Raw genomic sequence first — 26,190 nt, 5'->3', positions numbered from 1 at the left:
CGAACGGCGCGCGCCGCCGGTGCGCTCGCGCCCCTGCGGGGGCTGCGTCAACGCGGCACCACGTTCCCCGAGTCCCGGCGGCACCGCGTCCCCGCGGTGCTGCGCCGCGTCGACCGGCTGCGTCCCCGCGGCGCGTCCCCGCGGCGCGGCGTCGCTCAGCGCCGGGCCCGCAGCCGGTCCAGCTGCCGCCGTACGTCCTCCACCGCGCCACGGCGCCGTCCGGGCACGCGGCCGCGCAGGTCCGCGAGCAGCGGGCCGAGGTCCCCGGCCTCCGCCGGATCCTCGATCCGCCCCCACTGGTGGTGGGCCCGGTCGACGGCGGCCTCCACCTCGGCCGTGCCGGGCGGCTGTCCCATGGCCAGGCGGGTGGCCGCGACGGCGAGCCAGGCCCGGCAGCTGCGGGCCGCGTCCCCCGCGAACATGGCCAGGTCGGCGCGGACCTCGGTCCAGTGCAGGGCGTCCTCGGAGGCCGCTCCGTGGGCGCGCACGGCGGCCTGCTCCCAGCGCGCGGCGAGCGCGTCGGCGTCGTCGTGCCGGCCGGCCTGCACACAGGCGCTGATCGCGGCGTGCGGATCGGCCTGAGCGCCGGCCCCCGCGCCGGCGCCTTCAGCACCGCCCGGAGCGCCCGGAGCGCCCGGAGCGCCCGGAGCGCCCGGAGCGCCCGGAGCGCCCGGAGCATCCGGAGCGTCCGGAGCACCGGCGTACGCCACGGCGTCGGCGGCCGCGGTCCCGGCGTACGCGCCTCCGGCCGCGGTGTCGACGTACGCGCCGGCGGCGGGGTACGGGTCACCGCCCGCGTTCGCCCCGGCTACCGGGTACGCCGCGCTGCCCTCGTTCGCCGCGCTGCCCACGTTCGCCCCGGCTACCGGGTACGCCCCGCCGTCCTCGTTCGCCGCGCCGACCGGGTACGTCCCGCTGCCCACGTTCGCCGCGCCTACCGGGTACGCCCCGCCGCCAGGAACGGCGCCGGCGCCCGGATACGCGCCGGCGCCCGGATACGCGCCGGTGCCCGGGTACGCGCCGCCGCCCACACCCGCCACCGTCCCGGCGTGCGGGCCGGCCGGCGCCTGCGGCAGGGCCGTGAGCACCAGGTCCGTGCCGGCGCCTTCCTCGGCCAGCCGTCCCAGCACCTGCTGGTGCAGCTGGTCCAGCGGCGGCCGGCGCCCACTGCGCAGGATCGTCGCCACCGCCTTCATGTACGACGGCGCCGCCACCGTCCGCCGGGGCGGCGGCGGTGCGATCCGGCCGTACACGGCCGCCGCGCGGCCCGAGTCGAGCGGGCGGCTCCGCAGCATCCGCCAGCACTCCGCGTCGGCGTGCAGGTCGGCCACGAGCGTCGTCGTCCCGGGCGGGCGCAGCCGGAGTTCCTCGCGCAGCCAGTGCCAGGGCAGCGCGGTGTAGCGGACCGTCGCCGGGGTGGTGCGGGCCAGCGCCAGGTGGGGCAGGTGCTGGCGGCGGTCGAGCTGGAGCTGGCCGGTGACGAAGACGGTCAGCGGTCCGGGGGCCGCCGCGGCGGCGCGCAGCCGGGTCAGCACGGCCTGCGGTTCCAGCGGGTCGGCGAGTTCCACGACGGTCGCGGTGTCGGTGCCGGCGAGCACGGCGGGCGGGACGGCGGCCAGCACCGGAAGCACCGAGGCGGCGTCCACCAGGCGCCCTCGGCCCACGGGCGAGGCCGCGAGCAGCAGCACGGTTCCAGGCATCGTCCCCCCGTCGGTGATCCTGTCGACGCTACCGCAGCACCGTAACCGCTGGACGCGTCCCGGTGGATGCCGGACCTGCGGCCGGTCCGCAGGCGGCCCGCCGCCGGGCCGTCCCGGCCGCCGAGTTGCCCGCGCTCCCGCGCCGGTGTGCGCTGGTAGGCGGGGGCCGAGTGGAAGGAGTGCTCAGATGGCTCAGCCGGCACTTGCGCGCGGCGGCACCACGCGCACCCGCACGCCCGACATCTTCAGTGAGCGGACCCACAAGTTCGCGCGGTGGGCGATCCCCGCGGTGGTGGGCGTCGTCTACGGCTACTGGGCGGCGGCCAACCAGCGCCACGGCGGACCGATCACCCTGGGCAACTTCCTGTTCGGCTTCGTCACCGGCATCGTGCTGATGCTGCTCATGACCGGTGTCCTGTACCTCGTCCCGCACCTGAGCCGGGTGCCGCACGCCGTGGCGTGGGGCGCGCTCGCCGGCACGGCGGTCGGGTTCCTGTACGCCCAGACCGGCGACTCGGTCGGGGCGGCCATCGGCCTCGGTCTGGCGACCGGGGCGGGAGTGGGCCTGTGCGTCTTCTACTGGGTCTACACGCACGAGACCCCGCGCGGGTAGGCCACCCGCCGTCCCGCCTGCCGACCCGCCCTGCCCGGACCGCCCCCAGGCGCGCGCCAGGCCATCGCGCAGACCGCCCGGCGACCACCACCGCCGGAGCGCCCGGGCAGCCGCTCCCCCAGGCGGGCGCCAGGCAACGCACGGACCACCCACCGGACCACCCCCGAACCCTCCGGCAGACCACCGACCAGACGATCCGCCGACCCCTCCGGCAGACCGCCCACCGGACCGCCCGGCGGGCGGCGTCCGGCAGACCGCCCGCCGGACCCGTCCGCGACATCACGCGCCGTGACCATCACGCGCCGCCGCTGACGCCGGCCACCGGCGGTCACCCGAAAGCGGCTCTCCGCTGGCGACGGCCGCCCCACGGCCGTTGCCTGAAGGGGTGTCCCCTCGCCTGCGTGACGGCCTCGCGGCCGTGCTGATCGCCCTGTCGTGCCTGCTCGTACCGCCGGGCGCGCTGTCGGCGTGGGCGGCGTACGGCCTCGCCGACACCGGCCGCTACGTCACCATGATGGCGCCGCTCGCCGCTGACCCGAACGTGCGCGACGCGGTCGCGGACACCGTCGGGACCGGCATCATGAACAAGATCGACGCCCGGGAGCTCGACGTCGCCCCGGTGCGGGCCTCGGTCGCCCCCTTCGTGCACGACGCGGTGCGCTCGTTCACGCAGACCGACGCCTTCCGCACCGCGTGGACCGCCGCCAACCGGGCCGCTCACGACGCGCTCCTGCGCGCGCTCCGCGACGGGGGCCGCGGGCGCGACCGCCCGGTCACCGTCGATCTCGGCCCCGTCACCGCGCAGGTCAAGCAGCAGCTGACCCGGGAGAACGTACCGCTCGCGGACCGCATCCCCGTCGAGCACACCGAGGTCGCCCTGCTCCCGGCCCAGGAACTGGGCCGCCTGCGGAAGGGATTCGACGTGCTCGAAGTCGCCGGCTTCTGGCTCCCCGTCGCCGCCGTCGCGTTCGCCCTCTCCGGCATCGCCCTCGCCGCCTGCCGCCGCCGCGCGGTCACCGCGACGGCGCTCGGCACCGCCCTCGGCGGCGCGCTGCTCGCCCTGGCCCTCGTCGTGGGCCGCAGCCTGACCCTCGCCGACCTGCCCGCCGAGGTCTCCCACCCGGCCGTCGGCGCGGTCTACGACGCCCTCACGGGCACCCTGCGCACGGTGTCCTGGCTGCTGATGACACTCGGGCTGACGGTGGCCGCCGTCACCTGGTTCACCCGCCGCTCGGGCCGCCCGCGCCCACCGCGCCTCGTGCGACGCCGGCGAGGGTCCGCAGCGCGCTCTCCAGCTCCGGCCCGTCGGCCGACGCGAGCCCGAGCCTGACCGCGTCCGGGGTCCGGGCGGGGTCCACGGCGAAGGCGGGCCCGGGTGTGACGGCGACGCCGTGCGCTGCGGCGGCGGCCGTGAAGGTGTCGGCGCGCCACGGTGCGGGCAGCTCCCACCAGGCGAAGTACGCATACGGGTCGGACCGCACGGCGAAGCCGTCGAGGTGCCGCCGCACCAGCCGCTGCCGTCGGGCCGCGTCCGCCCGCTTCGCCGCGACCAGCCGCCGCACGGTGCCGTCCTCGATCCACCGCACGGCCGCCTCCAGCGCGAAGCCGCCCGCGCTCCAGCCGCCGGAGCGGACGGCCGCGGCCACCTCGGGCACCCGGCCCGGGGGGACGACGAGGAAACCCACGGTGAGGCCCGGGGCGACCCGCTTCGACAGCCCGTCGACCACGTGCACGAGGCCCGGGGCGTGGGCGGCGAGCGGGTCGGGCCGGCCGGCCGCCCCGTCGTGCAGGAAGGACCAGACGCGGTCCTCGACGACGGGCAGCCGCAGGCCGGCCGCCGTCCGCGCGAGCCGGTCCCGCCGTGCGGCCGTGGTCGTCACCGAGGTCGGGTTGTGCAGCGTGGGCTGGAGGTAGAGCGCGGACAGCGGTGCCGAGCGGTGGGCGGCGGCGACGGCGTCCGGGCACGGGCCCTCCTCGTCGGTCGGCAGCGGTACCAGGGTGATGCCCAGCCGGGCGGCGATCTGTCCGACCAGAGGGTAGGTCAGCGCCTCGACGCCCACGCGGCCGCCGGGCCGCACCAGCGAGGCGAGCACCGCGGCGATGGCCTGCCGGGCGTTGCCCGCGAACAGCACCTGTTCCGGGGCGGGGCGCCAGCCGCGGGTGGCGAGCAGCGCGGCGGCCGCCTCACGCGCCGCCGGTGTCCCGGTGGCGGCGGCCGGACGCAGGGTCGCGGTCAGCGCGCCGGGCCGCAGCAGGGCAGCGAGGGCGGGCCCGAGCAGCTCGGACTGGCCCGGCACGGAGGGGTAGTTGAGCTCAAGGTCGACCTGGGGGACGGCCCCTTCGGAGGGCTCGGCGAGCGCACGGCCGGCCGGGGCGGGCGCCGTGGCGCGGACGAACGTGCCGCGCCCGACCTCCCCCACGACCAGCCCGCGCCGGACGAGTTCGCCGTACACCCGTCCGGCTGTCGAGGCCGCGATGCCGTGCCGCCGCGCGAACGCCCGCTGCGGGGGCAGGCGTTGCCCCGGACGCAGCCGCCCGTCCGCGACGGCCTCGGCGATCCGGTCGGCGATGCGCCGGTAGTCGTCCACGGCCCAGGCCCCCTCCGAGTTGATTGCACCGAGGGCAAAGACCTTATTGCACCGAGGCGTTGGGCCGCCCTAGGGTCGCTGCCATGGCACCCTTCCTCGCATACGAGGACCAAGGCACCGAAAGCTCCACGGTCCCCCTGGTCCTCGTGCACGGCCACCCCTTCGACCGCACGATGTGGGCCCCGCAGATCGAGGCGTTCTCCGCCCACCGCCGGGTCGTCGCCCCCGACCTGCGCGGCTACGGCGCGTCCCCGGTGGTCCCCGGCAGCACTCCCCTGTCCCGGTTCGCCAGGGACGTCGCGGACCTGCTGGACGAACTGGACGTCGGCACGTTCGTGCTGGCCGGACTGTCGATGGGCGGCCAGATCGCGATGGAGTGCCACCGGCAGTTCCCCGGGCGGATCCGGGGCCTGGTCCTCGCGGACACCTTCCCGGCGGCGGAGACAGCGCGCGGCAAGCGGGAGCGCCACGCCCTGGCCGACCGCCTCCTGCGGGAGGGCATGCGCGGCTACGCCGACGAGGTGCTGGAGCGGATGGTCGCGCCGTACGCCGACGTCCGGGTCAAGGCCCACGTGCACCGCATGATGACGGCCACCCCGCCCGAGGGCGCGGCGGCGGCCCTGCGCGGCCGCGCCGAACGCCCCGACTACCGGGACCTGCTGACCCGCGTCACGGTCCCGTCCCTCGTCGTCGTGGGTGCCGACGACACCTACACCCCGGTCGCCGACGCGGAGGCGATGCACGCGGCCCTGCCAAATTCCGCCCTGCGTGTGATCGAGGGGGCGGCGCACCTGCCGAACCTCGAACGTCCGCGCGAGTTCAACGAGGCCCTCGGCGCGCTCCTGACACGGGTCGACCGCGCCTCGTAGGCCCGACGCCGCGACCGGGCCGGCGGGGACGGCGGGAGCCCGGCGGGCGCGACCGGCGGGCGGGAGTGGCGGGCGGGAACCCGGTGGCCCGGGCTCCCGCCCCCCGCGTACCGCGTCCGTCAGGCGCCGATGCCGCGGCCGTCGGCGCGCCACACGGCCACCACCGCCGGGCGGGTGATCCTGCCCGGGCCGTCGGGCCAGGTGCTCGCCGGCTTCTCCACCGACGCCCCGTCCACCTCGCCCGGGTGCTGCACGGCGACGAGGACCCGCCGCTCCTGGACGATCGGGCCGCAGGTCTCCGCGCCCGTGGGCACCGTGAGGAACTGCTTCAGCTCACCGCGCCGGTCGCCCTTCACCGCGACGCCGAACAGGCCGTCGTGCGAGCCGAGCTGGTTGCCGTCCGTGGAGATCCACAGGTTGCCGTGCGGGTCGAAGGCCACGTTGTCCGGGCAGGAGATCGGGCTGACGTGCTCCTTCGGGAACCCGGCGAAGTAGGTCGCCGGGTCGGCCGGGTCGCCGGCGACGAGGAACAGCGACCAGGCGAAGTCCGTGGCGTCGGCCCGGCCGCGGTGCTCGGTCAGCTCCAGGATGTGCCCGTGCTTGTTGGCCACGCGCGGGTTGGCCTCGTCGGCGGCCGCGTAGCCGGCCTTGCCCCGGTTGGTGTTGTTGGTGAGGACGACGTACACCTTGCCGGTGTGCGGGGAGGGCTGGATGTCCTCCGGCCGGTCCATCTTCGTCGCGCCCGCCCTGTCGCCCGCCAGCCGCGTGAAGACGAAGACCTCCTCCGCCGTCATGCCCTCGACGTGCGACACGGCGCCCTTCGCCGTCGCCGTGGCCAGCGGGATCCACTCGCCGCCGCCGTCGAACTCGCCGTCGGCCGGCAGCTTCCCGCTGCCGTCGATCTGGGCGGCGGGGGAGTCCCCGGTGAGCCGGGCGACGTAGAGGGTGCCCTCGTCGAGCAGGGACAGGTTGTGCTCGCGCACGGCCCGCGAGGAGCCGTGGCGCATCCTCTTGCTGGAGACGAACTTGTAGAAGTAGTCGAACCGCTCGTCGTCGCCGGAGTACACGACGGGCCGGCCGTCCTCGGTGAGGCGGACGGTCGCCGCCTCGTGCTTGAAGCGGCCGAGCGCGGTGTGCTTGCGCGGCGTGGAGGCCGGGTCGTACGGGTCGAACTCGACGACGTACCCGAACCGGTGGACCTCGTTGGGCTCCCGCGCGACGTCGAACCGCTTGTCGAACCGCTCCCACTTGCGCTCCGTGGCCCCGGTGCCGATGCCGTAGCGCTTGTCGGTGCCGCGCGAGCCGTTGGCGAAGTACTGGTTGAAGTTCTCCTCGCCGTGCAGGGTGGTGCCCCACGGCGTGGTCCCGCCCGAGCAGTTGTTCAGCGTGCCGAGGACCTTGCGGCCGCTCGGGTCGGCGGAGGTCTTCAGCAGCCCGGAGCCGGCGGCGGGACCGGTGAGCCGGAACTCGGTGGTGGCGGTGACGCGCCGGTTGAGCGGGTGCCGGTGGACGGCGGTCAGCGCGCCGGTCCTGCGGTCCTCCTCCACCACGACGGCGGACAGCCCGTGCGCCGCCCAGGCGATCTCGGCCTGCTGCCGGGTCGGGTTCTCCGGGTCGTAGCCGCGGAACATGAGCACTTCGTCCGTGTACTCGTGGTTGGCCACCAGGAGCCGGCGGTGCCGCTCACCGGGGAGGGGCAGCAGGGCGAGGAAGTCGTTGTTGTACCCGAACTGCCCGGCCTGCGCGGCCGCGGTCTGGTGCTCCGGGTCGAACGCGGGCGCTCCGCGCAGGATGGGCTCGCCCCAGCGGATGACGACGTTCTGCCCGTAGCCGTCCGGGACGGTGACGGCGTCGGCGGTGTTCGGCGCGACGGGCGCGAACCGCAGCCCGCGCGCGCCCCTGCCGAAGGTGCCGTGCGCCTGCGCGGCCCCGGTCGGCGTCGCGGCCTGCGCCGGGCGGGCCCCGGCGACGGCGGCCGTGCCGGTGGCGGCGGCCACGGTGACGACGGCGGCGGCCCGCATCAGCGAGCGGCGGGCGATCGCGCCGGCGATGACGTCTCCGGCGTACTCATTCGCGCTGGTGTTCGGCACCTCGTGGAAGCAGGCGTCGCCACAGCGGAAGCGGCAGGTCAGGGCGGACCGGCCGCCAGGGTGTGAGCCGGACGGCGTTCCGATCAACGGCAGCAGTGAGCGCACTTCGTTTCTCCCCATGCGGGCCCTAGGTGTGAGCGTGACGCTAGGTGCGCCCCCGTGCGCGTGCGCTGCCGTGGAGTGAACGGGTGGTGAACTGGCGCCGTCCGGACGGCGGTTGCCGCGGCGGCGCCGCGACCCCGCGTGGAGGGCGCCGCCGGCCCGGGACACGGCTCCTCCCGCGCCCCTCTCCCCTGCTCGGGACCGCCCGCCGGGGCCGCTAACCTTACGTGTCCGTCCTGGCCAGGGATTACGGGCACCAACTCACGCGAAGGGTTGCGCACATGGGCATTCTGACTCGCCTGCGGAACGCGTTCGGTCTACCACGCAAGGAGCGTCGGGCCGAAGCAGAGGGTCCGGAGCAGGTTCCGACCCAGGAGGCGGCCCCCGAGCGGGACCCGGGCCCCTCGCAGCCGGCGGAGCCGGAGGCCCAGGCCCCGGCGGCCGAGCCCGCCACCACGCCCCGCGTCCCGGACCCGCGCCCGTCCGACCGGGACGAACACGAACTGGTGGCGGCGGCCTTCGAGAACGTCACGGTCCCCAAGCCGTCCACCCCGGCCGACCCCCCGTCCCCGGAGCCCACCGAAGCCACGCCCGCAACCTCGGAGCCCGCCGGGGCCCAGGAGCCGGAGGCGGCACCCACCGAGGCGACCCCGGAGCCGAAGGGTGCCGAGGCCTCGGCACCGGAGGCGAAGTCCGTGGAGGCTGAGGCCCCGGCCTCGGAGCCCACCGAGACGCACGAACCTGAATCGGAGCCCACCGAGACGACCCCGGAGCCGAAGGCGGAGGCGGAGGCCACGAAGACCCCCGCCGCGTCCTCGGAGCCCACCGAGGCGCCCCCGGAGCCGGAGCCGGAGGCGGAGGCCACGGAGACCCCCGCCGCGTCCTCGGAGCCCACCGCGACCCACGAGCCGGCATCGGAGCCCACCGGGGCGGCGCCCCTGAAGGCGGAGAACCCGACCCCGGCGCCGGAGCCCGCCGAGACCCAGGAGCCGGAGCCGCAGACCGCCGAAGCCGCGGCACCCCAGGCGGAGACCCCGGAAACCCCGGCCGCGGAGCCCGCCGAGGGCCAGGACCCGGAGCCGCGGGCTGCCCAGGTCCCGGCACCCGCGGAGCCGGAGACGGCGAAGGCCGAGGCTCCGGAGCCGGAGACAGCCGAAGCCGCCGAGGAGCCGAAGCCCGCCTCCGAGGCCACCGAAGAGCCCACGGCCACGGCGGACACGGAACCGGACGCCACCGAAGACCCGCAGCCCGAGCCCGAGGCGCAGCCGGAGGCGCAAGCTGCGGCTGCGCCGGAACCGGCCACGGAGGCGACTTCGGAACCGGAAGCGGAATCGGAACCGGACACCGCTGCACAGCCGGAACCCACGCCCGAGGCCGCCGAAGAGCCCGCGGCCGCGACGGACGGGGAGCCGGACACCGCCGCAGAGCCCGAGCCCGCTCCCGAACCCGAGGCGGACGCTGCCTCCGTCTCCGCCCCCGAACCGGTCGCCGAGGCAACGCCCGAACCGCAAGCCGCCGACGGCGACCCGGCCCCACAGGGGCCACCCGCACCCGACGACGAGACCCGCACGGGTGGTGCGGGTGGGAACATCCCCGCCGAAGGCGAAGCCGAGGCGGCCACCCCCACCCAGCCCGCCGCAGGCGACACCGCAGCCACCACGGAGCCCCCGGCCGAGCCCGCCGCAGGCGACCCCGCAGGCGACACCGCCGCCCGCCTGCACTCCCACGCCCCCGGCCTCGCCACCGCCTACCAGGCCGCCGGCGCCGCCCTCGCGAAGAACGACCTCACTGGCACCCGCGCCAAGGTCTACCTCGTCCTCGACCGCTCCGCGTCCATGCGCCCGTACTACAAGGACGGCTCCGCCCAAGCCCTCGGCGAGCAGACCCTCGCCCTCGCCGCGCACCTCGACCCGGACGCCACGGTGCACGTCGTCTTCTTCTCCACGGAGGTGGACGGCACCGGTGAGCTCACCCTCACCGGCCACGAGAGCAGGATCGACGAGCTCCACGCCTCCTTCGGCCGCATGGGCCGCACGAGCTACCACGTGGCCGTCGAGGCGGTGATCGCCCACCACGACAAGGAGGCCGGCCCGGGCACCCCCGCCCTGGTCGTCTTCCAGACGGACGGCGCCCCGGACGCCAAGACCCCGGCCACCCAGTCCCTCACCGGCGCGGCGAAGAGCCACCCCGCCGTGTTCTTCTCCTTCGTCGCCTTCGGTGAGCACGACAACAAGGCGTTCGACTACCTCCGCAAGCTGAAGACGGACAACACGTCCTTCTTCCACGCCGGCCCCGCCCCCCGCGAGCTCACCGACAGTGAGCTCTACGAGGGCGTACTGGCCGCCTGGCGCCCCTGACCGCCCGGGCCACCGCCCCCCGGCCCCACCGAACCCACCGCAGAAACCACCGCGGCGTCCACCGCCGCACCCCCACCGCGCCGCCCGCGTCCCACCCCGTAGAACGGGAAGCGGGCGGCGCCCCCGTGTCGGCTACGATTTCAAGGTTCGTAGACGAATCGGACGGCCCGGAAAAGCCGCCCCGCGTCACCCCACGTAGCGACTTGGGAGCAGCCCGCGATGGCTCGACACCTCATCACCAGCGCCCTTCCGTACATCAACGGGATCAAGCACCTGGGCAACATGGTGGGGTCCATGCTCCCGGCGGACGTGTACGCGCGCTACCTGCGCCAGCGGGGCCACGAGGTCCTGTACATCTGCGCCACCGACGAGCACGGCACCCCCGCCGAGCTGGCCGCGAAGGAGCAGGGCCTGCCGGTGGACGCGTTCTGCGCGCAGGCGCATGACGCCCAGAAGGCCGTGTACGACGGCTTCGCGCTGGCCTTCGACTACTTCGGCCGCAGCTCCAGCGCGGAGAACGTCGAGATCACCCAGCACTTCGCCCGCAAGCTGAACGAGAACGGCTTCATCGAAGAGCGCGCCATCCGCCAGGTGTACAGCCCCACCGACGGCCGCTTCCTCCCGGACCGCTACGTCGAGGGCACCTGCCCGCACTGCGGCTACGACAAGGCCCGCGGCGACCAGTGCGAGAACTGCACGCGCGTGCTGGACCCGACGGACCTGATCCACCCACGTTCGGCGATCTCCGGCTCCACGGACCTGGAGGTCCGCGAGACCAAGCACCTCTTCCTCCTCCAGTCCAAGCTCCAGCACGAGGTCGAGGAGTGGGTCTCCCGCCACGAGGACGACTGGCCGCAGCTGGCGGCGTCGATCGCCCGCAAGTGGCTGAACGAGGGCCTGCACGACCGCGCGATCACCCGCGACCTGGACTGGGGCGTCCCGGTCCCGGCGGACACCTGGCCGGAGCTGGCGGCCGAGGGCAAGGTCTTCTACGTCTGGTTCGACGCCCCGATCGAGTACATCGGCGCGACGAAGGAGTGGGCCGACCAGGACCCGGAGAACCGGGACTGGCGGTCCTGGTGGTACGACGTCGACACCGAGGTCCGCTACACGGAGTTCATGGCCAAGGACAACGTCCCCTTCCACACGGTGATGTTCCCGGCCACCGAGCTCGGCGTGCGCGAGCCGTGGAAGAAGGTCGACTACGTCAAGGCCTTCAACTGGCTGACGTACTACGGCGGCAAGTTCTCCACGTCGCAGAAGCGCGGTGTCTTCACCGACCAGGCCCTGGAGATCCTGCCCGCGGACTACTGGCGCTACTTCCTGATCGCCAACGCGCCCGAGTCGGACGACGCGTCCTTCACCTGGGAGCACTTCACGGCCACGGTGAACAAGGACCTGGCCGACACCCTGGGCAACTTCGTCAACCGCGTGCTGTCCTTCTCGAAGAAGCGCTTCGGCGAGGAGGTCCCGGCGGGTGGCGAGCCCGGCGAGGCGGAAGCGAAGCTGGGCGAGGAGATCGCGGCGCTGCTCGCCGAGTACGAGTCCCACATGGAGGCGATGCAGTTCCGCAAGGCGGCGGCCGCCCTGCGCGCCCTGTGGTCGGCGGGCAACTCCTACCTGGAGGAGAAGGCCCCCTGGCTGGAGATCAAGACGGACAAGGACGGCGCGGCCCTGACGCTCCGCACGGCGATGAACCTGATCCACCTCTACGCGGTGGTCTCCGAGCCGTTCATCCCGGCCACGGCCCGCAGGATGCGCGACGCCTTCGCCCTCACGCAGGACACCGCGACGTGGGTGACGGCCGAGGAGGCGAGGTCCCTGCGCACCGTCGCCGCCGGCACCCCCTTCACCGTCCCGCCGGTGCTCTTCGCCAAGCTCACCGACGACGACCTGCAGGACTACAAGAACCGCTTCGGCGGCGAACCGGCCGCGTGACCCGGCGCCCTTAGCCGCAACCCCCGAACGTCCAAGGGCGTCCCCCGCTGAGGAACATCAACGAAAGTGGGAGCCTCCATGGCACTGTTCGGCAACGCGCACACCATCGACTCGGCGGCGGCCCAGCAGGACTACGCGCGCCTGCTGGGCCGGGGCGAGCAGGTGCACGCCGCGTTCCTGCTGATACGGGACACCATCCTGTTCACCGACCGCCGGCTGATCCTGGTCGACAAGCAGGGCATCACCGGCAAGAAGACGGAGTACCACTCCATCCCGTACCGGAGCATCACGCACTTCGCCGTGGAGACGGCCGGCACCTTCGACCTCGACGCCGAGCTGAAGATCTGGGTCTCCGGCACGCCGACGCCGATCCAGAAGACGTTCACCAAGGGCGTCGACATCTACGAGGTCCAGGCGATCCTCACGCAGTTCGTCGCGAGCTAGCCGCGCCCGGTCGCGCTGGGAGAACGAAGGCCGCCCGGGCCCGTCCCGTTCCCCCGGCCGCTTCCAGACCCGACTCGAAAGCGCAGGTGCCGTGAACCTCCCCGAACCCCACCGGCGACTCCTCGAGGACGTCGCCACGGCAGGCACCCCGTACGCCCTGGCGCTCGCCGGCGGCTACGCCCTCCAGGCCCACGGCCTGATCGACCGGCCACACAGGAACGTCGACTTCGCGACGCAGAGCGCGGAGCCCATGGAGACGGTCGCCGGCGCCGTCCGCACGGCGCTGGAGGCCCGGGGCCGCCTCGTCCGGCCCGGCTCCCTCACCCCGCTGTCGGCGCAGCTCGCGGTCACCGATCCCCCGACGGGCGAGACCTTCGACCTGGCCCTGCACAAGGAGGCCCTCTGGCACCCGCCGGTCCTCACCGAGCACGGCCCGGCCCTGTCCCTGGAGGACGCCGTGGGCACCAAGGTCCGCGCCCTCTACGACCGGGGCGCGGCCGTGGACCTGATCGACGCGCGGGCCGCCGGTGCCCGTTTCAGCCGGCAGGACCTGGAGGAGCTGGGCCGCCGTCACGCCCACGACGTCTTCGACCTGCCGACGCTCCAGTCCCGTCTGACGGGCACGGACTGGTATCCGGACGCGGAGTTCACGGCGTACGGACTGGCCGAGGACGGGATCGGCGCCCTGCGCGTCTGGGCGCAGCAGTGGTCCGACGACATCGCCGAGCGCCTGCTGGAGGACGGCGCCAGTCCCGACACCGACACCGAGCCCGGCCAGGACACCACCGGCGACTGCTGACGCACCCCCGGGCCGCCCGGTCACGCGGCGGCCGGCCGGTCGCACAGGACGCCGCCGCGGTGGCGGAACGCGGGACGTCCCCGAACGCATCACCGTGCCGGAACGAGACGGCACCGGCCGCACCCGCCCCCGACGGCGGCCGGAACCGCCCCGGCACCGAAGGCGAGGCGGCCCCGGACCGCACGGCGCGCACCGCCGGGCGGCCCGGACCCCGCACAGGCGGCCGGGCGGCCCGGACCACACGGGCGCGGAACGCCGGACGGCCCGGAACCGAACCGGTTCCGGGCCGCCTCGCCGTGCGGGTGCGCCGCGCGCGGGACTACTTCGGCTGGGGCTTGCGCACCGACAGGTGCAGCTCCCGCAGCCGCGCCTCGTCCAGCTCCGACGGCGCGCCCATCATCAGGTCCTGGGCGTTGCCGTTGAGCGGGAAGGCGATGGTCTCGCGGATGTTGGGCTCGTCGGCCAGCAGCATCACGATGCGGTCGACGCCCGGCGCGATGCCGCCGTGCGGCGGGGCACCGAAGCGGAAGGCGCGGAGCATGCCCGCGAACTGCTCCTCGACGGTCTCGCGGTCGTAGCCCGCGATCTCGAACGCCTTGAGCATGATCTCCGGCTCGTGGTTCCGGATGGCGCCGGAGGACAGTTCGACACCGTTGCAGACGATGTCGTACTGCCAGCCCAGGATGTCCAGCGGGTCCTGGGTCTGCAGGGCCTCCAGGCCGCCCTGCGGCATCGAGAAGGGGTTGTGGGAGAAGTCGATCCGGCCGGTCTCCTCGTCCTTCTCGTACATCGGGAAGTCGATGACCCAGCAGAAGCGGAAGACGCCCTCCTCGAAGTGACCGGCGCGCCGGGCGGCCTCCACCCGCACCGCGCCCATGATCTTCGAGACCTCGTCGAACTCGCCGGCGCCGAAGAAGACCGCGTGGCCGGGGGACAGCGCCAGACGCTTGGTCAGCTCGGCGACGTTCTCCTCGGTGAGGAACTTCGCGATCGGACCGGTCAGCGAACCGTCCTCGGCCACCCGCACCCAGGCCAGGCCCTTCGCGCCCAGCGAGACGGCGAAGTCACCGAGCTGGTCGAAGAACTTCCTCGGCTGCGAGGCGACGTCCGGCACCGGCAGCGCCCGCACGTGCTGGCCCGCGAACGCCTTGAACTGCGAGCCCTCGAAGACATCGGTGATGTCGGCGAGCTCCAGCTTGGCGCGCAGGTCCGGCTTGTCCGAGCCGTACTTCAGCATCGCCTCGCGGAACGGGATCCGCGGGAACGGCGAGGTGACGTGACGGCCGCCGCCGAACTCCTCGAAGAGCTCGGTCATGAGCTTCTCGATGGGCTGGAAGACGTCCTCCTGCTCGACGAAGCTCATCTCGACGTCGAGCTGGTAGAACTCTCCCGGGGAGCGGTCCGCGCGGGCGTCCTCGTCGCGGAAGCAGGGCGCGATCTGGAAGTAGCGGTCGAAGCCGGAGATCATCAGCAGCTGCTTGAACTGCTGCGGGGCCTGCGGCAGGGCGTAGAACTTGCCCGGGTGCAGCCGGGAGGGCACGACGTAGTCGCGGGCGCCCTCGGGGGAGGGGGCGGACAGGATCGGCGTCGCCATCTCGTTGAAGCCCATCGCCGACATCTTCTGCCGCATGGCGGAGATGACCGCCGTGCGCAGCATGATGTTGCGGTGCATGCGCTCGCGGCGCAGGTCGAGGAAGCGGTACTCCAGGCGCCGCTCCTCGTTGACGCCGTCCTCGGTGTTGATCGTGAACGGCAGCGGGGCGGCCGCGCCGAGCACCTCGACCTCGCCGACCTCGACCTCGATCTCGCCGGTGGGCAGGTCGGGGTTGACGTTCTCCGCGCCGCGGGAGACGACCTTGCCGTCCACCCGGACCACGGTCTCCTTGGAGAGCTTGTCCAGCGCCTCGTAGGCGGGCGTGCCGGGGCGGGCGACGAGCTGGGTGATGCCGTAGTGGTCGCGCAGATCGATGAAGAGGATGCCGCCCAGGTCGCGCCGATTGTGCAGCCAGCCACTCAGCCGGACGTCGGTGCCGACGTCAGAGGCGCGGAGCTCGCCGCAGGTGTGGGACCTGTACCGATGCATCGTCGTTCATCCAGCCTTCGCGGATCGGGGTCTGTGTCTCACGTTTCACGTGAAACTGCCTCCCCAGCCTACCGGGCACACGGGGACCACCTCCCCACAGGACGCACGGCAGGAGATCGCGTCCGGTCGCCGGCGGCCAGGCGAGTTCGGGCGGCGATGCGCCATCGGTGGCAGTGCCCGAGGGCATCTTCTTACAGTGGGGCAATGCGCACCGGTGAGGCCCTGCCCGCCGTGGGGGACGTCCTCGCCTCCCTCGCGACCGGCACGTGGTCCTGGGACACCGCCACCGCGCTGGTCACGGTCGACGCCGAGGCGGCACGGCTCCTCGGGCTGCCCGCCCGGCAGGCCCTGCTCACCGAGGCCCAGGTGCGCGCCCGTCTGCACCCGGTCGACTGGAACGAGATCACCGGCGTCGTCCAGCTCGCCGCCGCCGAGGGCACCCTCGCCGAGGTGCGCGTCCGGGTCATGGACGAGCGCGGCCGGGTCGTCCGCGTGGTGCGCAGCCGCTCCAAGCCGACCTTCGACCCCGGCAAGCGGGCCTACCAGCTGATCGGCACCCTCCAGGAGGTGACCGAGCCGACACCGGGTTCCCCGGTCTCGGGGACCACCGTCACGGGCGACTGGCGCCGCTCCCGTGAGGCGTTCCTGCTGGACGCGGGCCGCGCGCTGGCGGAGGCCCGCTCCACGGCGGAGGTGCTGCGCGTCGCGGCCGGCCTGTCGATGCCCGGCTTCTCACCGGACGGGCTGGCCGTCTTCGGCGTCGAGGGCGACCGGCTGACGATCATCGGCCACCACGGACAGCAGCCCGGTGACGAGGATCCGTTCGTGGACATGACCCTGGACACGGACTACCCGGCCGCCGAGGTCGCCCGCACCGGCCGCGCGGTCTACCTGTCCACCCCGCAGGAGTACCAGTCCCGCTACCCGCTCACCTGGCCGCTCGCCCAGCGCTTCCACCGCCAGTCCTGGGCCTTCCTGCCGCTGACCGTCCAGGGCCGCACGATGGGCGTCTGGATGGCCGCCTTCGCCTACCCCGTCGCCTTCACGCCCGACGAGCGGTCGGTGCTGACGACGGTGGCCCGCATGCTCGCCCAGGCCCTCTCCCGGGCCGGGACGGCGGAGACCGAGCGAGAGCTGAGCGAGGGGCTCCAGCGTTCGATGATGCCCTCCCTCGGCCCCGGGATCCCCGGCATGGACGTCGCCGCGCGCTACATCCCCACCGGCGGCGGGCTCCAGGTCGGCGGCGACTGGTACGACATGATCCCGCTGCCCGGCGGCACCGGCCGCGGGAAAGCGGGCCGCATCGCGCTGGTCATGGGCGACGTGCAGGGCCACGACGTGCGCGCGGCCGGTCTCATGGGCCAGCTGCGCATCGCCCTGCGCGCCTACGCCGCCGAGGGCCACCGCCCCGACGCGGTCCTCGCCCGCGCGTCCCGGTTCCTGCACGGCATCACCGACGACGGCTCGGGCGACCCGGACCTGCGCTTCGCCACCTGCCTGTACGCGGAGGTCGACCCGCGGACCGGTGTGCTGGAGATAGCCCGCGCCGGGCATCCCGAACCGGTGATCCGCACGCCGGACGGGACAGTGCTCCAGCGGCCGACGGCCGGCGGACTGCCCCTCGGCATCGATCCGGACGCCGACTACCCGACCACCCGGTTCACCCTGGGGCCCGGCGAGACCATGCTGATCTGCACGGACGGCCTGATCGAGACGGGCGGCCACGACCTGCAGTCGGGCTGGCAGCGCATCCGCACGATCCTCGAACAGCACGGCGGCGGCGCGGAGCAGCTCGCCGACACGCTCGTGCAGGCCGTGCACGGGCCGTCCTCGCACCACACCACCGGCCCGCTCGCCGACCGGCGCGAGGACGACATCGCCCTCCTCGTGCTGAACCGGCGGCGCGAGGACCCGGCCGGCCCGTCCGGCGGACGGCCGGGCACCCGCCGCAGCCTGATGACGGTCGCGCAGACCGAACCCGAGCAGGTCGCCGTGGCCCGCGAACAGCTCCGCCAGCTGCTGCACGACTGGACCTCGGACGAGCAGGTGGACTCCGCCGTGCTGCTGCTGTCGGAGATGCTGTCCAACGTCCTCGTGCACACCGACACCGACGCCTTCCTCGTCGCCGAGGTGGGCTGCACCCACGGCGGCGGGAGCGGCGAGCGGCGGCTGCGGGTGGAGGTCACCGACGCCGGCGACGACCTGCCGCACAAGCGCCATCCCGGGGAGCTGGCCTCCTCCGGGCGCGGTCTGATGCTGATCGAGCTGCTCGCCGACGCCTGGGGGGTCGATCCGCAGGGCGTGGGCAAGAGCATCTGGTTCGAGCTGGACGAGCCGGCCGGCAAGCACTGACCCCGGCCGGCCGGACCCGCGGGCCGCGGCGCGGGCCCCGCGCGTTCGCCGTGACCTCCCCGGTCCCGCCCGTCAGTCGCCGTCGTGTCCCTCCCGCTCCTTCTCCGCCAGGTGGATCACGCACACCGCCACCGCGATGACCAGGGCCGGGTCGGCGTCCTCCCGCACGACGTCCACGCCGTACGTCTCCACGACGCTCAGCCGGCGGCGGGAGATCACCGCGAGCAGCTCCCCGTCGTACTCGACGGCGAACTCGCGGTCGAGGATCCTGCCGCTGACGTCGAGCTCCGTGCCGTCCACCAGGGACACCCGGTAGTGGTTGCGCAGCAGCGACAGCCGCTTGCGCCGGATCTTCGCCAGGGTCTCGCCGCCCCGCTCGATCACCATCGTGTCCCGCAGCGCGAACATCCTGCGGTGGATGTCGATCAGGACCCGGCCCCGGGCGTCCTTCAGCTCGAAGGTGTCCCGCAGCCGCATGGCCTTGCCGTCGACGAGGAAGACCTTATTGCCCCGCTCGTCCTCGATCCAGTAGTCGTCACCGATGCCGAGGATGCGGTCGCGCACGAGGAATCTCATGCCCTCACCGCTTCCCCGGCCGCCACGCCCCGACGCGGCCGGTAGCCCGACGGGCTGAGACAGGGCGGGCCCGACGGGCTGAAAACGGTGGCCCGGCCCGCCGGACTGGACGGACCGGCCCCGTCCGCCTGTCCGCCGCCGCGCTGCCCGCGCACTCTCCCGTGGCCCCCCGGCCGGCCGCGACGGCGGCGGGCGACGGCGACGGGCCCCCGCGGGCCGGCCGCCGACCGGCGGCGGCGCGGGTGGCACCCTTGATCCATGAGCGAAACGTCCTCCGCGCCCACCCCCCGACGCGCCCGCGTCCGCGCCCCCGAGCTGACCGGCAAGGGCGGCTGGCTGAACACGGGCGGCAGGCAGTACACCCTCGCCGACCTGCGGGGGCGCATCGTCGTCCTGGACTTCTGGACCTTCTGCTGCGTGAACTGCCTGCACGTCCTCGACGAGCTGCGGGAGCTGGAGGACAAGCACCGCGACACGGTGGTGATCATCGGGGTCCACTCGCCGAAGTTCGTGCACGAGGCGGACCACCAGGCGGTGGTCGACGCCGTCGAGCGGTACGGCGTGGAGCACCCGGTCCTCGACGACCCCGAGCTCGCGACCTGGAAGCAGTACGCGGTGCGGGCCTGGCCGACGCTCGCCGTGATCGACCCGGAGGGGTACGTCGTCGCGCAGCACTCCGGTGAGGGGCACGCGCACGCCCTGGAGCGGCTGATCGCGGAGCTGGAGGCTGAGCACGGGGCGAAGGGCACCCTGCGGCGCGGCGACGGCCCGTACGTGCCGCCCGAGCCGGAGCCGACGGTGCTGCGCTTCCCCGGCAAGGCGCTGCTCCTGCCGGGCGGGACCTTCCTGGTCAGCGACACGACCCGGCACCAGCTGGTGGAGCTGGCGGCGGACGGGGAGAGCGTCGTGCGCCGGATCGGCTCCGGCGCGCGCGGGTTCGCCGACGGCGACGCCGGCACCGCGGCGTTCAGCGAGCCGCAGGGGCTCGCGCTGCTCGACGACGGCTCGGTCGTCGTCGCCGACACCGTCAACCACGCGCTGCGGCGCCTGGACCTCGCCTCCGGCGAGGTGACGACGCTGGCCGGGACCGGACGGCAGTGGTGGCAGGGGTCGGCCACGTCGGGCCCGGCGCGTGAGGTGGATCTGTCCTCGCCGTGGGACGTGGCCTGGTGGAACGGCAGGGTGTGGATCGCCATGGCCGGCGTCCACCAGCTCTGGGCCTACGACCCGCAGGCGGGGACGGTCGCCGTCGCCGCCGGGACCACCAACGAGGGGCTCGTGGACGGGCCCGGCGACCAGGCGTGGTTCGCACAGCCGTCGGGGCTCGCGGCGACGCCCGAGCGGCTGTGGCTGGCCGACTCCGAGACGTCCGCGCTGCGGTGGGTGGACCTGGACGGTGCCGTCCACACCGCCGTCGGCACCGGCCTGTTCGACTTCGGGCACCGGGACGGCGCCGCCGGCCAGGCCCTGCTCCAGCACCCGCTGGGGGTGACCGCGCTGCCGGACGGCTCGGTCGCCGTCAGCGACACCTACAACCACGCCCTGCGCCGCTACGACCCGGCCACCGGGGAGGTCACCACGCTCGCCACCGACCTGCGGGAACCGAGCGACGCCGTGCTCGTCGGCGACGACATCGTGGTGGTGGAGTCGGCGCGCCACCGGCTGACGCGGCTGCGGCTGCCGGAGGAGGCGGTCCGGGTCGAGGCCGTCGCGCACCGCACGCGGCGCGAGGCCACCGAAGTGGCCGCGGGGCCACTGCGGCTGGACGTGGTCTTCCAGGCCCCGGCGGGTCAGAAGCTCGACACCCGGTACGGTCCGTCGACCCGTCTGCTGGTGTCCTCGACCCCGCCGGAGCTGCTGCTCGGGGGAGAGGGCGCGGGAACCGACCTGTCCCGCGCCCTGGAGCTGAACCCCGCCGTCCCGGTGGGCGTGCTGCACGTCTCCGCGATGGCGGCCTCCTGTGACGACGATCCTGCTGGGGGCGCCTCCCGGTCGAAGACTGGGGGACACCACCCGGTCTGCCACGTGCACCAGCAGGACTGGGGTGTTCCGGTCCGCCTGGCCGAGGGCGGCACGGACCGGCTGTCCCTGGTCCTGGCCGGCATGGACGCCTGATCCGGCGCGTGCTCACACGCCGTAGCCGTCGGTGTAGCCGTCGCGGGTGTGGTGCCGTTCCTCTTCGACGACCGTCGTGGTGGGCGGCACCATGACGCGGCGGCGCCGGGCGATGCTGCTGAAGGTCGTCACGCCGATCAGTCCGACGATCATCAGGATGATGCCGACCAGGTCGAGGTTGACCCCCTGCATGTCCCAGTCGGTCGCGAACGTGAGGATGGCTCCCACGGCGATGAGGATGATGCATCCGCCGAGGCCCATGAGTGTCGCCTCCCTGTCCGGTGTCAGGTCCGGCGGTTCCGGCCTGTCCGGTCCCTTCCGGTCAACTCCGGATACCCGCACGGCGGGTGACCATGCGCCAGGGGATGTCCATGGGCTTCCGGTCCGTCCGGGCCGTCAGCCCTCCAGGAACGCCACCAGCGCGTTGGCCAGGAGGAACGGGTCGTCGGCGGCGCACAGTTCGCGGGCGCTGTGCATCGACAGGATGGCCACGCCGATGTCGATGGTCCGGATCCCGTGGCGGGCGGCGGTGATCGGGCCGATGGTGGTGCCGCACGGCATGGAGTTGTTGGAGACGAAGGACTGGAAGGGCACGCCGGCCTTCTCGCAGGCCGCCGCGAACACCGCCCGGCCCGAACCGTCCGTGGCGTAGCGGTTGTTGACGTTGACCTTGAGCAGGGGGCCGCCGCCGGCGCGCGGGTGGTGCGTGGGGTCGTGCCGCTCGGCGTAGTTGGGGTGGACGGCGTGGCCGGTGTCGGAGGACAGGCAGACGGTGCCGGCGAAGGCGCGGGCCCGGTCCTCGTACGACCCTCCGCGCGCGAACACCGAGCGTTCGATGACGCCGCCGAGCAGCGGACCGTCCGCCCCGGTGTCCGACTGCGAGCCGTTCTCCTCGTGGTCGAAGGCGGCGAGCACGGGGATGTGGGCGAGGGCGGCGCCGGAGGTCGCGACCGCGGCGAGCGCGGCGGTGCCGGCGTGCACGGAGAGCAGGTTGTCCATGCGCGGGGCGGCGACCAGCTCGCGGTCCCGGCCGAGGTAGGCCGGCGGTTCCACGGAGTGCACCATCAGGTCCCAGCCGGCGACCGTGCCCGCCGCCAGGCCGTTCTCCTCCTCCAGGAAGGCGATCAGGTCCCCGTCGCGCACGTCGTCGCCGAGGCCCCAGACGGGCTGGAGGTGGCGCTGCTTGTCGAGCTTGAGGCCCTCCGCCGACACCGAGCGGTCCAGGTGGATGGCGAGCTGCGGGACGCGCAGCAGCGGCCGGTCGACATTGACCAGGCACGTCGAGCCGTCCCGCAGGGTGAGCCGGCCGGCCAGGCCCAGGTCGCGGTCGAGCCAGGAGTTGAGCAGCGGCCCGCCGTAGATCTCCACGGCGACCTGCCGCCAGCCGTGCGCGCCGGTGTCGGGCAGCGGCTTCACCCGCAGGTTGGGCGAGTCGGTGTGCGCGCCGACGATGCGGAAGGGGGTGTGCGGAGCGGCGCCCTCGGGCACGTACCAGGCCACGATCGCGCCGCCGCGCAGCACGTACTTTCCGCCGCTCGACCCGTCCCAGGCCTCCGTCTCCGCGACCTGCCGGAACCCGGCCTTCTCCAGCCGCTCGGCGGCGTTCGCCACGGCGTGGTACGGCGACGGGCTGGCCGCCAGGAAGGACATCAGGTCGTCGGTGTGGCCCCGGTCGAACGGCCGGGCTGCGGGCGCGGTGCTCCCCGAAGGGGTGGCTGAGGGAGACGGGCGGGAGGGTTCGCTCATGGAGTTCACCTTAACGACGGACGAGGGCCCGCTCCCTGTGGTGGGAGCGGGCCCTCGTGAGGATGGTGTGGAAGCCGGGCTCAGAAGGCGGCTTCGTCCAGCTCCATCAGGTCCAGGTCGACGCCCTCCGACACCTTGCGGGCCAGGGTGACGCCCGGCAGGACGTTGGCCGCGAAGAACTTCGCCGCCGCGATCTTGCCGGTGTAGAACGCCTTGTCCTTGGCGGAGGCGGTCTCGAGCTTCTCGGCGGCGACCGCGGCGCCCTTCAGCAGCAGGTAGCCGACGACCACGTCACCGGAGGCGAGCAGCAGGCGGGTGGTGTTCAGGCCCACCTTGTAGATGTTCTTGACGTCCTGCTCGGTGGCCGCGAGGTCGGTGAGCATGAGGCCGACGATGGCCTCCAGCTCGACGGCGGCCTTGGCCAGGTGCTCGCGGGCGCCCGCCAGCTCCTCGCCGCCGGTACCGAGCGCCAGGAACTTCTTGATGTCCTCGGCGAGGGAGTTCAGCGCGGCGCCCTGGTTGCGGACGATCTTCCGGAAGAAGAAGTCCTGGCCCTGGATGGCCGTGGTGCCCTCGTACAGGGTGTCGATCTTGGAGTCGCGGATGTACTGCTCGATCGGGTACTCCTGCAGGAAGCCGGAGCCGCCGAAGGTCTGCAGCGACTGGGCGAGCTGCTCGTAGGCCTTCTCGGAGCCGTAGCCCTTCACGATCGGCAGGAGCAGGTCGTTCAGGGCGTGCTCGGTGGAGGCGTCCTCGCCGTTCGCCTCCTTGACCTGGATCTCGTCCTGGACCGAGGCGGTGTACATCACCAGGGCGCGCATGCCCTCCGCGTACGCCTTCTGCGTCATCAGCGAGCGGCGCACGTCGGGGTGGTGGGTGATGGTGACCTTGGGCGCGGTCTTGTCCATGAAGTTGGCCAGGTCCGGGCCCTGGACGCGCTCCTTGGCGTACTCCAGCGCGTTGAGGTAGCCGGTGGAGAGCGTGGAGATCGCCTTCGTGCCGACCATCATGCGGGCGAACTCGATGATGCGGAACATCTGGCGGATGCCGTCGTGCTTGTCGCCGATCAGCCAGCCCTTGGCGGGGTGCTTGTCGCCGAACGTCATCTCGCAGGTGTTGGAGGCCTTCAGGCCCATCTTGTGCTCGACGTTCGTGGCGTAGACGCCGTTGCGCTCGCCCAGCTCGCCGGTCTCGAAGTCGAAGAGGTACTTCGGGACGAGGAAGAGGGACAGGCCCTTGGTGCCGGGGCCGGCGCCCTCGGGACGCGCGAGCACGTAGTGGAGGATGTTCTCCGACATGTCGTGCTCACCCGAGGTGATGAAGCGCTTGACGCCCTCGATGTGCCAGGAGCCGTCCTCCTGCTGCACGGCCCTGGTGCGGCCGGCGCCGACGTCCGAGCCGGCGTCCGGCTCGGTGAGGACCATCGTGGAGCCCCACTGGCGGTCCACGGCGATCTTGGCGATGTGCTTCTGGACCTCGTTGCCCTCCTCGAAGAGGATGCCCGCGAAGGCCGGGCCGGAGGAGTACATCCACACGGCCGGGTTGGCGCCGAGGATCAGCTCCGCGTAGGCCCAGATGAGGGAGCGGGGCGAGGTGGTGCCGCCGATCTCCTCGGGCAGGCCGAGGCGCCAGTACTCGGAGTCCATGAACGCCTGGTAGCTCTTCTTGAAGGACGCGGGGACCGGCGCGGTGTTGGTCTCCGGGTCGAAGACCGGCGGGTTGCGGTCGGCGTCGGCGAAGGACTCGGCCAGCTCGTTCTCCGAGAGGCGGGCCAGCTCCTCCAGGACGCTCCTGGCGGTGTCGGTGTCCATCTCCTCGAACGGGCCGGTGCCGTACAGCTTGTCGCGCCCGAGTACTTCGAAGAGGTTGAACTCGATGTCGCGGAGATTCGGCTTGTAGTGCCCCATGGCGACGGCTCCGTTTAGGACTCGGCGAGGCACTGACTCCTCGCATCTGGTTCGCGTACCAACAAGTGGCTCCGATGATGCTACCCGTCGGTAATAAGAAGCAACCCCGAACCCTCCATCTGTGACTCAGTACGCTTGCGCCCATGTACGGCTACGACCAGAGCGCGGGCGCGCAGCAGGGATACGTCCCGCCGCAGCAGCAGATGCCGGGGGGCGTCGGCGGATACGGCCAGCAGCCGCCCCTGTACCCGGAGCCGTCGCCGCCGTCGCTCGCCGACGCGGTGCGCGCCTTCACCACCGGGCAGTTGACCGCGGAGGACTTCCAGCAGGTCTTCGCCACGTCCAAGGTGTACTGCCCGCGCGGCGACACCCCCGGCTTCCTGGCCCTGCACAACACCCAGCAGCCGGTGATCCCGATGTTCACCTCCCTGAAGGAGCTGCGCCGCTACGCCGGCAAGGAGTCCAAGTACTTCGTCATCACCGGCGCCGAGGTGATCGACCTGCTGCCCACCGGGTACGGCTTCGTCCTCGACATGGAGGGCGAGCACCGGATCGTCTTCGACGCGAAGGCGGTCGAGCAGATGGTCGACTTCGCGATGCGCCGGATGTACGGCTAGACACCCCGTGCGACGGGGGGAGCTGTCGCACCAGGCCCACTTCACCCCTGTACGCCCCTGCGCGACGAAGCCCGGAGGAATGCCCTCCGGGCTTCCTCTGTTGGGACTGGCAGAAAGTTCAACGCTCAACTAAAGTGAGCGCACAAGGAGGTACCGACATGCCTGCAGTGACCGTCGAGAACCCGCTGACGCTGCCCCGCGTGACCGCGCCCGCCGACGCCGTGGCACGTCCCGTGCTCGCCGTCACGACCGCGCCGAGCGGTTTCGAGGGCGAGGGCTTCCCGGTGCGCCGGGCGTTCGCCGGGATCAACTACCGCCACCTCGACCCGTTCATCATGATGGACCAGATGGGCGAGGTGGACTATGCGCCGGGCGAGCCGAAGGGCACCCCCTGGCACCCCCACCGCGGCTTCGAGACGGTCACCTACATCATCGACGGAGTCTTCGACCACCAGGACTCCCACGGTGGCGGCGGCACCATCACCAACGGCGACACCCAGTGGATGACCGCCGGTGCGGGCCTGCTGCACATCGAGGCCCCGCCGGAGTCGCTGGTGGTGTCCGGCGGGCGCTTCCACGGACTGCAGCTGTGGGTGAACCTCCCGGCCAAGGACAAGATGATGGCCCCCCGCTACCAGGACATCCGCGGCGGCAGCGTCCAGCTGCTCACCTCCCCCGACGGCGGCGCGCTGCTCCGCGTCATCGCCGGCGAGCTGGACGGCCACCAGGGCCCCGGCATCACGCACACGCCGATCACGATGATCCACGCGACGCTGGCCCCCGGCGCCGAGATCACGCTGCCCTGGCGGGAGGACTTCAACGGCCTCGCCTACGTGATGGCCGGCCGCGGCACCGTGGGCACCGAGCGGCGCCCGGTGCACCTGGGCCAGACCGCCGTGTTCGGGGCCGGCTCCTCGCTGACCGTCCGCGCGGACGAGAAGCAGGACTCCCACACCCCCGACCTGGAGGTCGTGCTGCTCGGCGGGCAGCCGATCCGCGAGCCGATGGCCCACTACGGCCCGTTCGTGATGAACACCCGCGAGGAGCTTCAGCAGGCCTTCGAGGACTTCCAGAAGGGCCGCCTGGGGACCGTCCCGGCGGTGCACGGCATGACCGAGGGCGGGCCGGGAGCCTGAGGCCCGGCGCCGAGCCGGTCTCCCGGGGCGCGCGGACATGGGGCGGGTCGGTGACCCGCGGGGCTTTCCCGCGGGTCCGCACCTCCACGCCCCTGCCCCGCAGCACGTCCAGCGCGTCCGCGAGCCCGCACAGCATGCCCTCGAAGGCGGCCCGCGCC

19 protein-coding genes are annotated in these 26,190 nt (G+C 73.5%); 11 read left to right on the top strand and 8 right to left on the bottom strand.

Going from position 1 to position 26,190, the window contains the following annotated elements; genetic code table 11:
- Positions 1–155: 155 nt before the first annotated feature.
- A complete protein-coding gene (locus ABZ920_RS28535; RefSeq protein WP_361511033.1) occupies positions 156–1,700 on the bottom strand; it encodes a hypothetical protein in 1,545 nt (514 codons plus the stop codon).
- Between the two features lie 187 nt (positions 1,701–1,887).
- On the opposite strand from ABZ920_RS28535, the gene ABZ920_RS28530 reads away from it, so the two are divergent.
- Both ABZ920_RS28530 and ABZ920_RS28525 read left to right on the top strand, forming a co-directional pair.
- Positions 1,888–2,313: a hypothetical protein gene (locus tag ABZ920_RS28530; protein ID WP_361511030.1), complete on the top strand. Its 426-nt coding sequence runs from the start codon at positions 1,888–1,890 to the stop codon at positions 2,311–2,313.
- A 385-nt stretch (positions 2,314–2,698) separates the two neighbouring features.
- Complete coding sequence (locus tag ABZ920_RS28525; RefSeq protein WP_361511027.1) at positions 2,699–3,643, top strand: hypothetical protein; 945 nt, start codon at positions 2,699–2,701, stop codon at positions 3,641–3,643.
- Here the strand turns inward: ABZ920_RS28525 and ABZ920_RS28520 are convergent.
- Positions 3,534–4,901, bottom strand: a complete 1,368-nt coding sequence (locus tag ABZ920_RS28520; RefSeq protein WP_361511024.1) for a PLP-dependent aminotransferase family protein — start codon at positions 4,899–4,901, stop codon at positions 3,534–3,536. The two genes, ABZ920_RS28525 and ABZ920_RS28520, sit on opposite strands and share 110 nt — an antisense overlap.
- Positions 4,902–4,984: 83 nt before the next feature.
- On the opposite strand from ABZ920_RS28520, the gene ABZ920_RS28515 reads away from it, so the two are divergent.
- Positions 4,985–5,770, top strand: a complete 786-nt coding sequence (locus tag ABZ920_RS28515) for an alpha/beta hydrolase (RefSeq protein ID WP_361511021.1) — start codon at positions 4,985–4,987, stop codon at positions 5,768–5,770.
- A 119-nt stretch (positions 5,771–5,889) separates the two neighbouring features.
- Here the strand turns inward: ABZ920_RS28515 and ABZ920_RS28510 are convergent, their stop codons facing one another.
- Positions 5,890–7,965: a PhoX family protein gene (locus ABZ920_RS28510; RefSeq protein ID WP_361511066.1), complete on the bottom strand. Its 2,076-nt coding sequence runs from the start codon at positions 7,963–7,965 to the stop codon at positions 5,890–5,892.
- A gap of 278 nt (positions 7,966–8,243) precedes the next feature.
- Between ABZ920_RS28510 and ABZ920_RS28505 the strand changes: the two genes are divergently transcribed.
- From ABZ920_RS28505 to ABZ920_RS28490, 4 genes are all read left to right on the top strand, one after another.
- Positions 8,244–10,319: a VWA domain-containing protein gene (locus tag ABZ920_RS28505; protein WP_361511018.1), complete on the top strand. Its 2,076-nt coding sequence runs from the start codon at positions 8,244–8,246 to the stop codon at positions 10,317–10,319.
- Between the two features lie 219 nt (positions 10,320–10,538).
- Entirely contained in the window at positions 10,539–12,257 is a 1,719-nt protein-coding gene (gene metG / locus ABZ920_RS28500; RefSeq protein ID WP_361511015.1) for a methionine--tRNA ligase, read from the top strand.
- A gap of 78 nt (positions 12,258–12,335) precedes the next feature.
- Positions 12,336–12,701, top strand: coding sequence for a PH domain-containing protein (locus ABZ920_RS28495; RefSeq protein WP_361511012.1), 366 nt, complete (start codon positions 12,336–12,338; stop codon positions 12,699–12,701).
- Positions 12,702–12,792: 91 nt separating this feature from the next.
- Positions 12,793–13,500: a hypothetical protein gene (locus ABZ920_RS28490; RefSeq protein ID WP_361511009.1), complete on the top strand. Its 708-nt coding sequence runs from the start codon at positions 12,793–12,795 to the stop codon at positions 13,498–13,500.
- A gap of 319 nt (positions 13,501–13,819) precedes the next feature.
- Here the strand turns inward: ABZ920_RS28490 and aspS are convergent, their stop codons facing one another.
- Positions 13,820–15,583 (bottom strand): aspartate--tRNA ligase, encoded by a 1,764-nt coding sequence (gene aspS, locus ABZ920_RS28485; RefSeq protein WP_361511006.1) that lies wholly within the window; start codon positions 15,581–15,583, stop codon positions 13,820–13,822.
- 204 nt (positions 15,584–15,787) lie between these two features.
- Here aspS and ABZ920_RS28480 point away from each other — a divergent pair, with 204 nt between their 5' ends.
- On the top strand, positions 15,788–17,935 hold the full coding sequence (locus ABZ920_RS28480) for a SpoIIE family protein phosphatase (RefSeq protein ID WP_361511004.1): 2,148 nt from the start codon (positions 15,788–15,790) through the stop codon (positions 17,933–17,935).
- A 72-nt stretch (positions 17,936–18,007) separates the two neighbouring features.
- On the opposite strand, the gene ABZ920_RS28475 is transcribed toward ABZ920_RS28480, so the two are convergent.
- Positions 18,008–18,511 carry an LURP-one-related family protein gene (locus tag ABZ920_RS28475; protein WP_361511001.1) on the bottom strand — a complete coding sequence of 168 codons (504 nt, stop codon included), beginning with the start codon at positions 18,509–18,511 and terminating at the stop codon, positions 18,008–18,010.
- Positions 18,512–18,769: 258 nt separating this feature from the next.
- On the opposite strand from ABZ920_RS28475, the gene ABZ920_RS28470 reads away from it, so the two are divergent.
- Positions 18,770–20,626, top strand: coding sequence for an NHL domain-containing thioredoxin family protein (locus ABZ920_RS28470; RefSeq protein ID WP_361510998.1), 1,857 nt, complete (start codon positions 18,770–18,772; stop codon positions 20,624–20,626).
- A gap of 12 nt (positions 20,627–20,638) precedes the next feature.
- Here the strand turns inward: ABZ920_RS28470 and ABZ920_RS28465 are convergent, their stop codons facing one another.
- The 3 genes from ABZ920_RS28465 to ABZ920_RS28455 all read right to left on the bottom strand — a co-directional run bounded on the left by ABZ920_RS28465 (position 20,639) and on the right by ABZ920_RS28455 (position 24,279).
- Entirely contained in the window at positions 20,639–20,887 is a 249-nt protein-coding gene (locus ABZ920_RS28465; protein ID WP_361510995.1) for a DUF6458 family protein, read from the bottom strand.
- 135 nt (positions 20,888–21,022) lie between these two features.
- Positions 21,023–22,372, bottom strand: a complete 1,350-nt coding sequence (locus ABZ920_RS28460; protein WP_361510992.1) for a M18 family aminopeptidase — start codon at positions 22,370–22,372, stop codon at positions 21,023–21,025.
- Positions 22,373–22,452: 80 nt separating this feature from the next.
- The gene (locus ABZ920_RS28455; protein WP_361510989.1) at positions 22,453–24,279 is read right to left on the bottom strand and encodes an acyl-CoA dehydrogenase; all 1,827 of its coding nucleotides are present in this window, start codon (positions 24,277–24,279) and stop codon (positions 22,453–22,455) included.
- A 143-nt stretch (positions 24,280–24,422) separates the two neighbouring features.
- On the opposite strand from ABZ920_RS28455, the gene ABZ920_RS28450 reads away from it, so the two are divergent.
- Both ABZ920_RS28450 and ABZ920_RS28445 read left to right on the top strand, forming a co-directional pair.
- Positions 24,423–24,896: an SseB family protein gene (locus tag ABZ920_RS28450; RefSeq protein ID WP_361510986.1), complete on the top strand. Its 474-nt coding sequence runs from the start codon at positions 24,423–24,425 to the stop codon at positions 24,894–24,896.
- A 158-nt stretch (positions 24,897–25,054) separates the two neighbouring features.
- On the top strand, positions 25,055–26,032 hold the full coding sequence (locus ABZ920_RS28445) for a pirin family protein (RefSeq protein ID WP_361510983.1): 978 nt from the start codon (positions 25,055–25,057) through the stop codon (positions 26,030–26,032).
- Positions 26,033–26,190 lie beyond the last annotated feature (158 nt).

This window comes from Streptomyces sp. NPDC046831 (assembly GCF_040645305.1).
Classification (GTDB): Bacteria; Actinomycetota; Actinomycetes; order Streptomycetales; family Streptomycetaceae; genus Streptomyces.
This window is presented reverse-complemented; position numbering and strand designations above follow the sequence as displayed.

Bases quoted from the DNA above. Each gene is read 5' to 3' on its own strand.
- ABZ920_RS28515 (WP_361511021.1), top strand. From the start codon at position 4,985: ATGGCACCCTTCCTCGCATACGAGGACCAAGGCACCGAAAGCTCCACG.
- ABZ920_RS28505 (WP_361511018.1), top strand. From the start codon at position 8,244: ATGGGCATTCTGACTCGCCTGCGGAACGCGTTCGGTCTACCACGCAAG.
- ABZ920_RS28470 (WP_361510998.1), top strand. From the start codon at position 18,770: ATGAGCGAAACGTCCTCCGCGCCCACCCCCCGACGCGCCCGCGTCCGC.
- ABZ920_RS28535 (WP_361511033.1), bottom strand. From the start codon at position 1,700: ATGCCTGGAACCGTGCTGCTGCTCGCGGCCTCGCCCGTGGGCCGAGGG.
- ABZ920_RS28450 (WP_361510986.1), top strand. From the start codon at position 24,423: ATGTACGGCTACGACCAGAGCGCGGGCGCGCAGCAGGGATACGTCCCG.
- metG (WP_361511015.1), top strand. From the start codon at position 10,539: ATGGCTCGACACCTCATCACCAGCGCCCTTCCGTACATCAACGGGATC.
- ABZ920_RS28495 (WP_361511012.1), top strand. From the start codon at position 12,336: ATGGCACTGTTCGGCAACGCGCACACCATCGACTCGGCGGCGGCCCAG.
- ABZ920_RS28465 (WP_361510995.1), bottom strand. From the start codon at position 20,887: ATGGGCCTCGGCGGATGCATCATCCTCATCGCCGTGGGAGCCATCCTC.
- ABZ920_RS28480 (WP_361511004.1), top strand. From the start codon at position 15,788: ATGCGCACCGGTGAGGCCCTGCCCGCCGTGGGGGACGTCCTCGCCTCC.
- ABZ920_RS28460 (WP_361510992.1), bottom strand. From the start codon at position 22,372: ATGAGCGAACCCTCCCGCCCGTCTCCCTCAGCCACCCCTTCGGGGAGC.
- ABZ920_RS28530 (WP_361511030.1), top strand. From the start codon at position 1,888: ATGGCTCAGCCGGCACTTGCGCGCGGCGGCACCACGCGCACCCGCACG.
- ABZ920_RS28455 (WP_361510989.1), bottom strand. From the start codon at position 24,279: ATGGGGCACTACAAGCCGAATCTCCGCGACATCGAGTTCAACCTCTTC.
- ABZ920_RS28445 (WP_361510983.1), top strand. From the start codon at position 25,055: ATGCCTGCAGTGACCGTCGAGAACCCGCTGACGCTGCCCCGCGTGACC.
- aspS (WP_361511006.1), bottom strand. From the start codon at position 15,583: ATGCATCGGTACAGGTCCCACACCTGCGGCGAGCTCCGCGCCTCTGAC.
- ABZ920_RS28475 (WP_361511001.1), bottom strand. From the start codon at position 18,511: ATGAGATTCCTCGTGCGCGACCGCATCCTCGGCATCGGTGACGACTAC.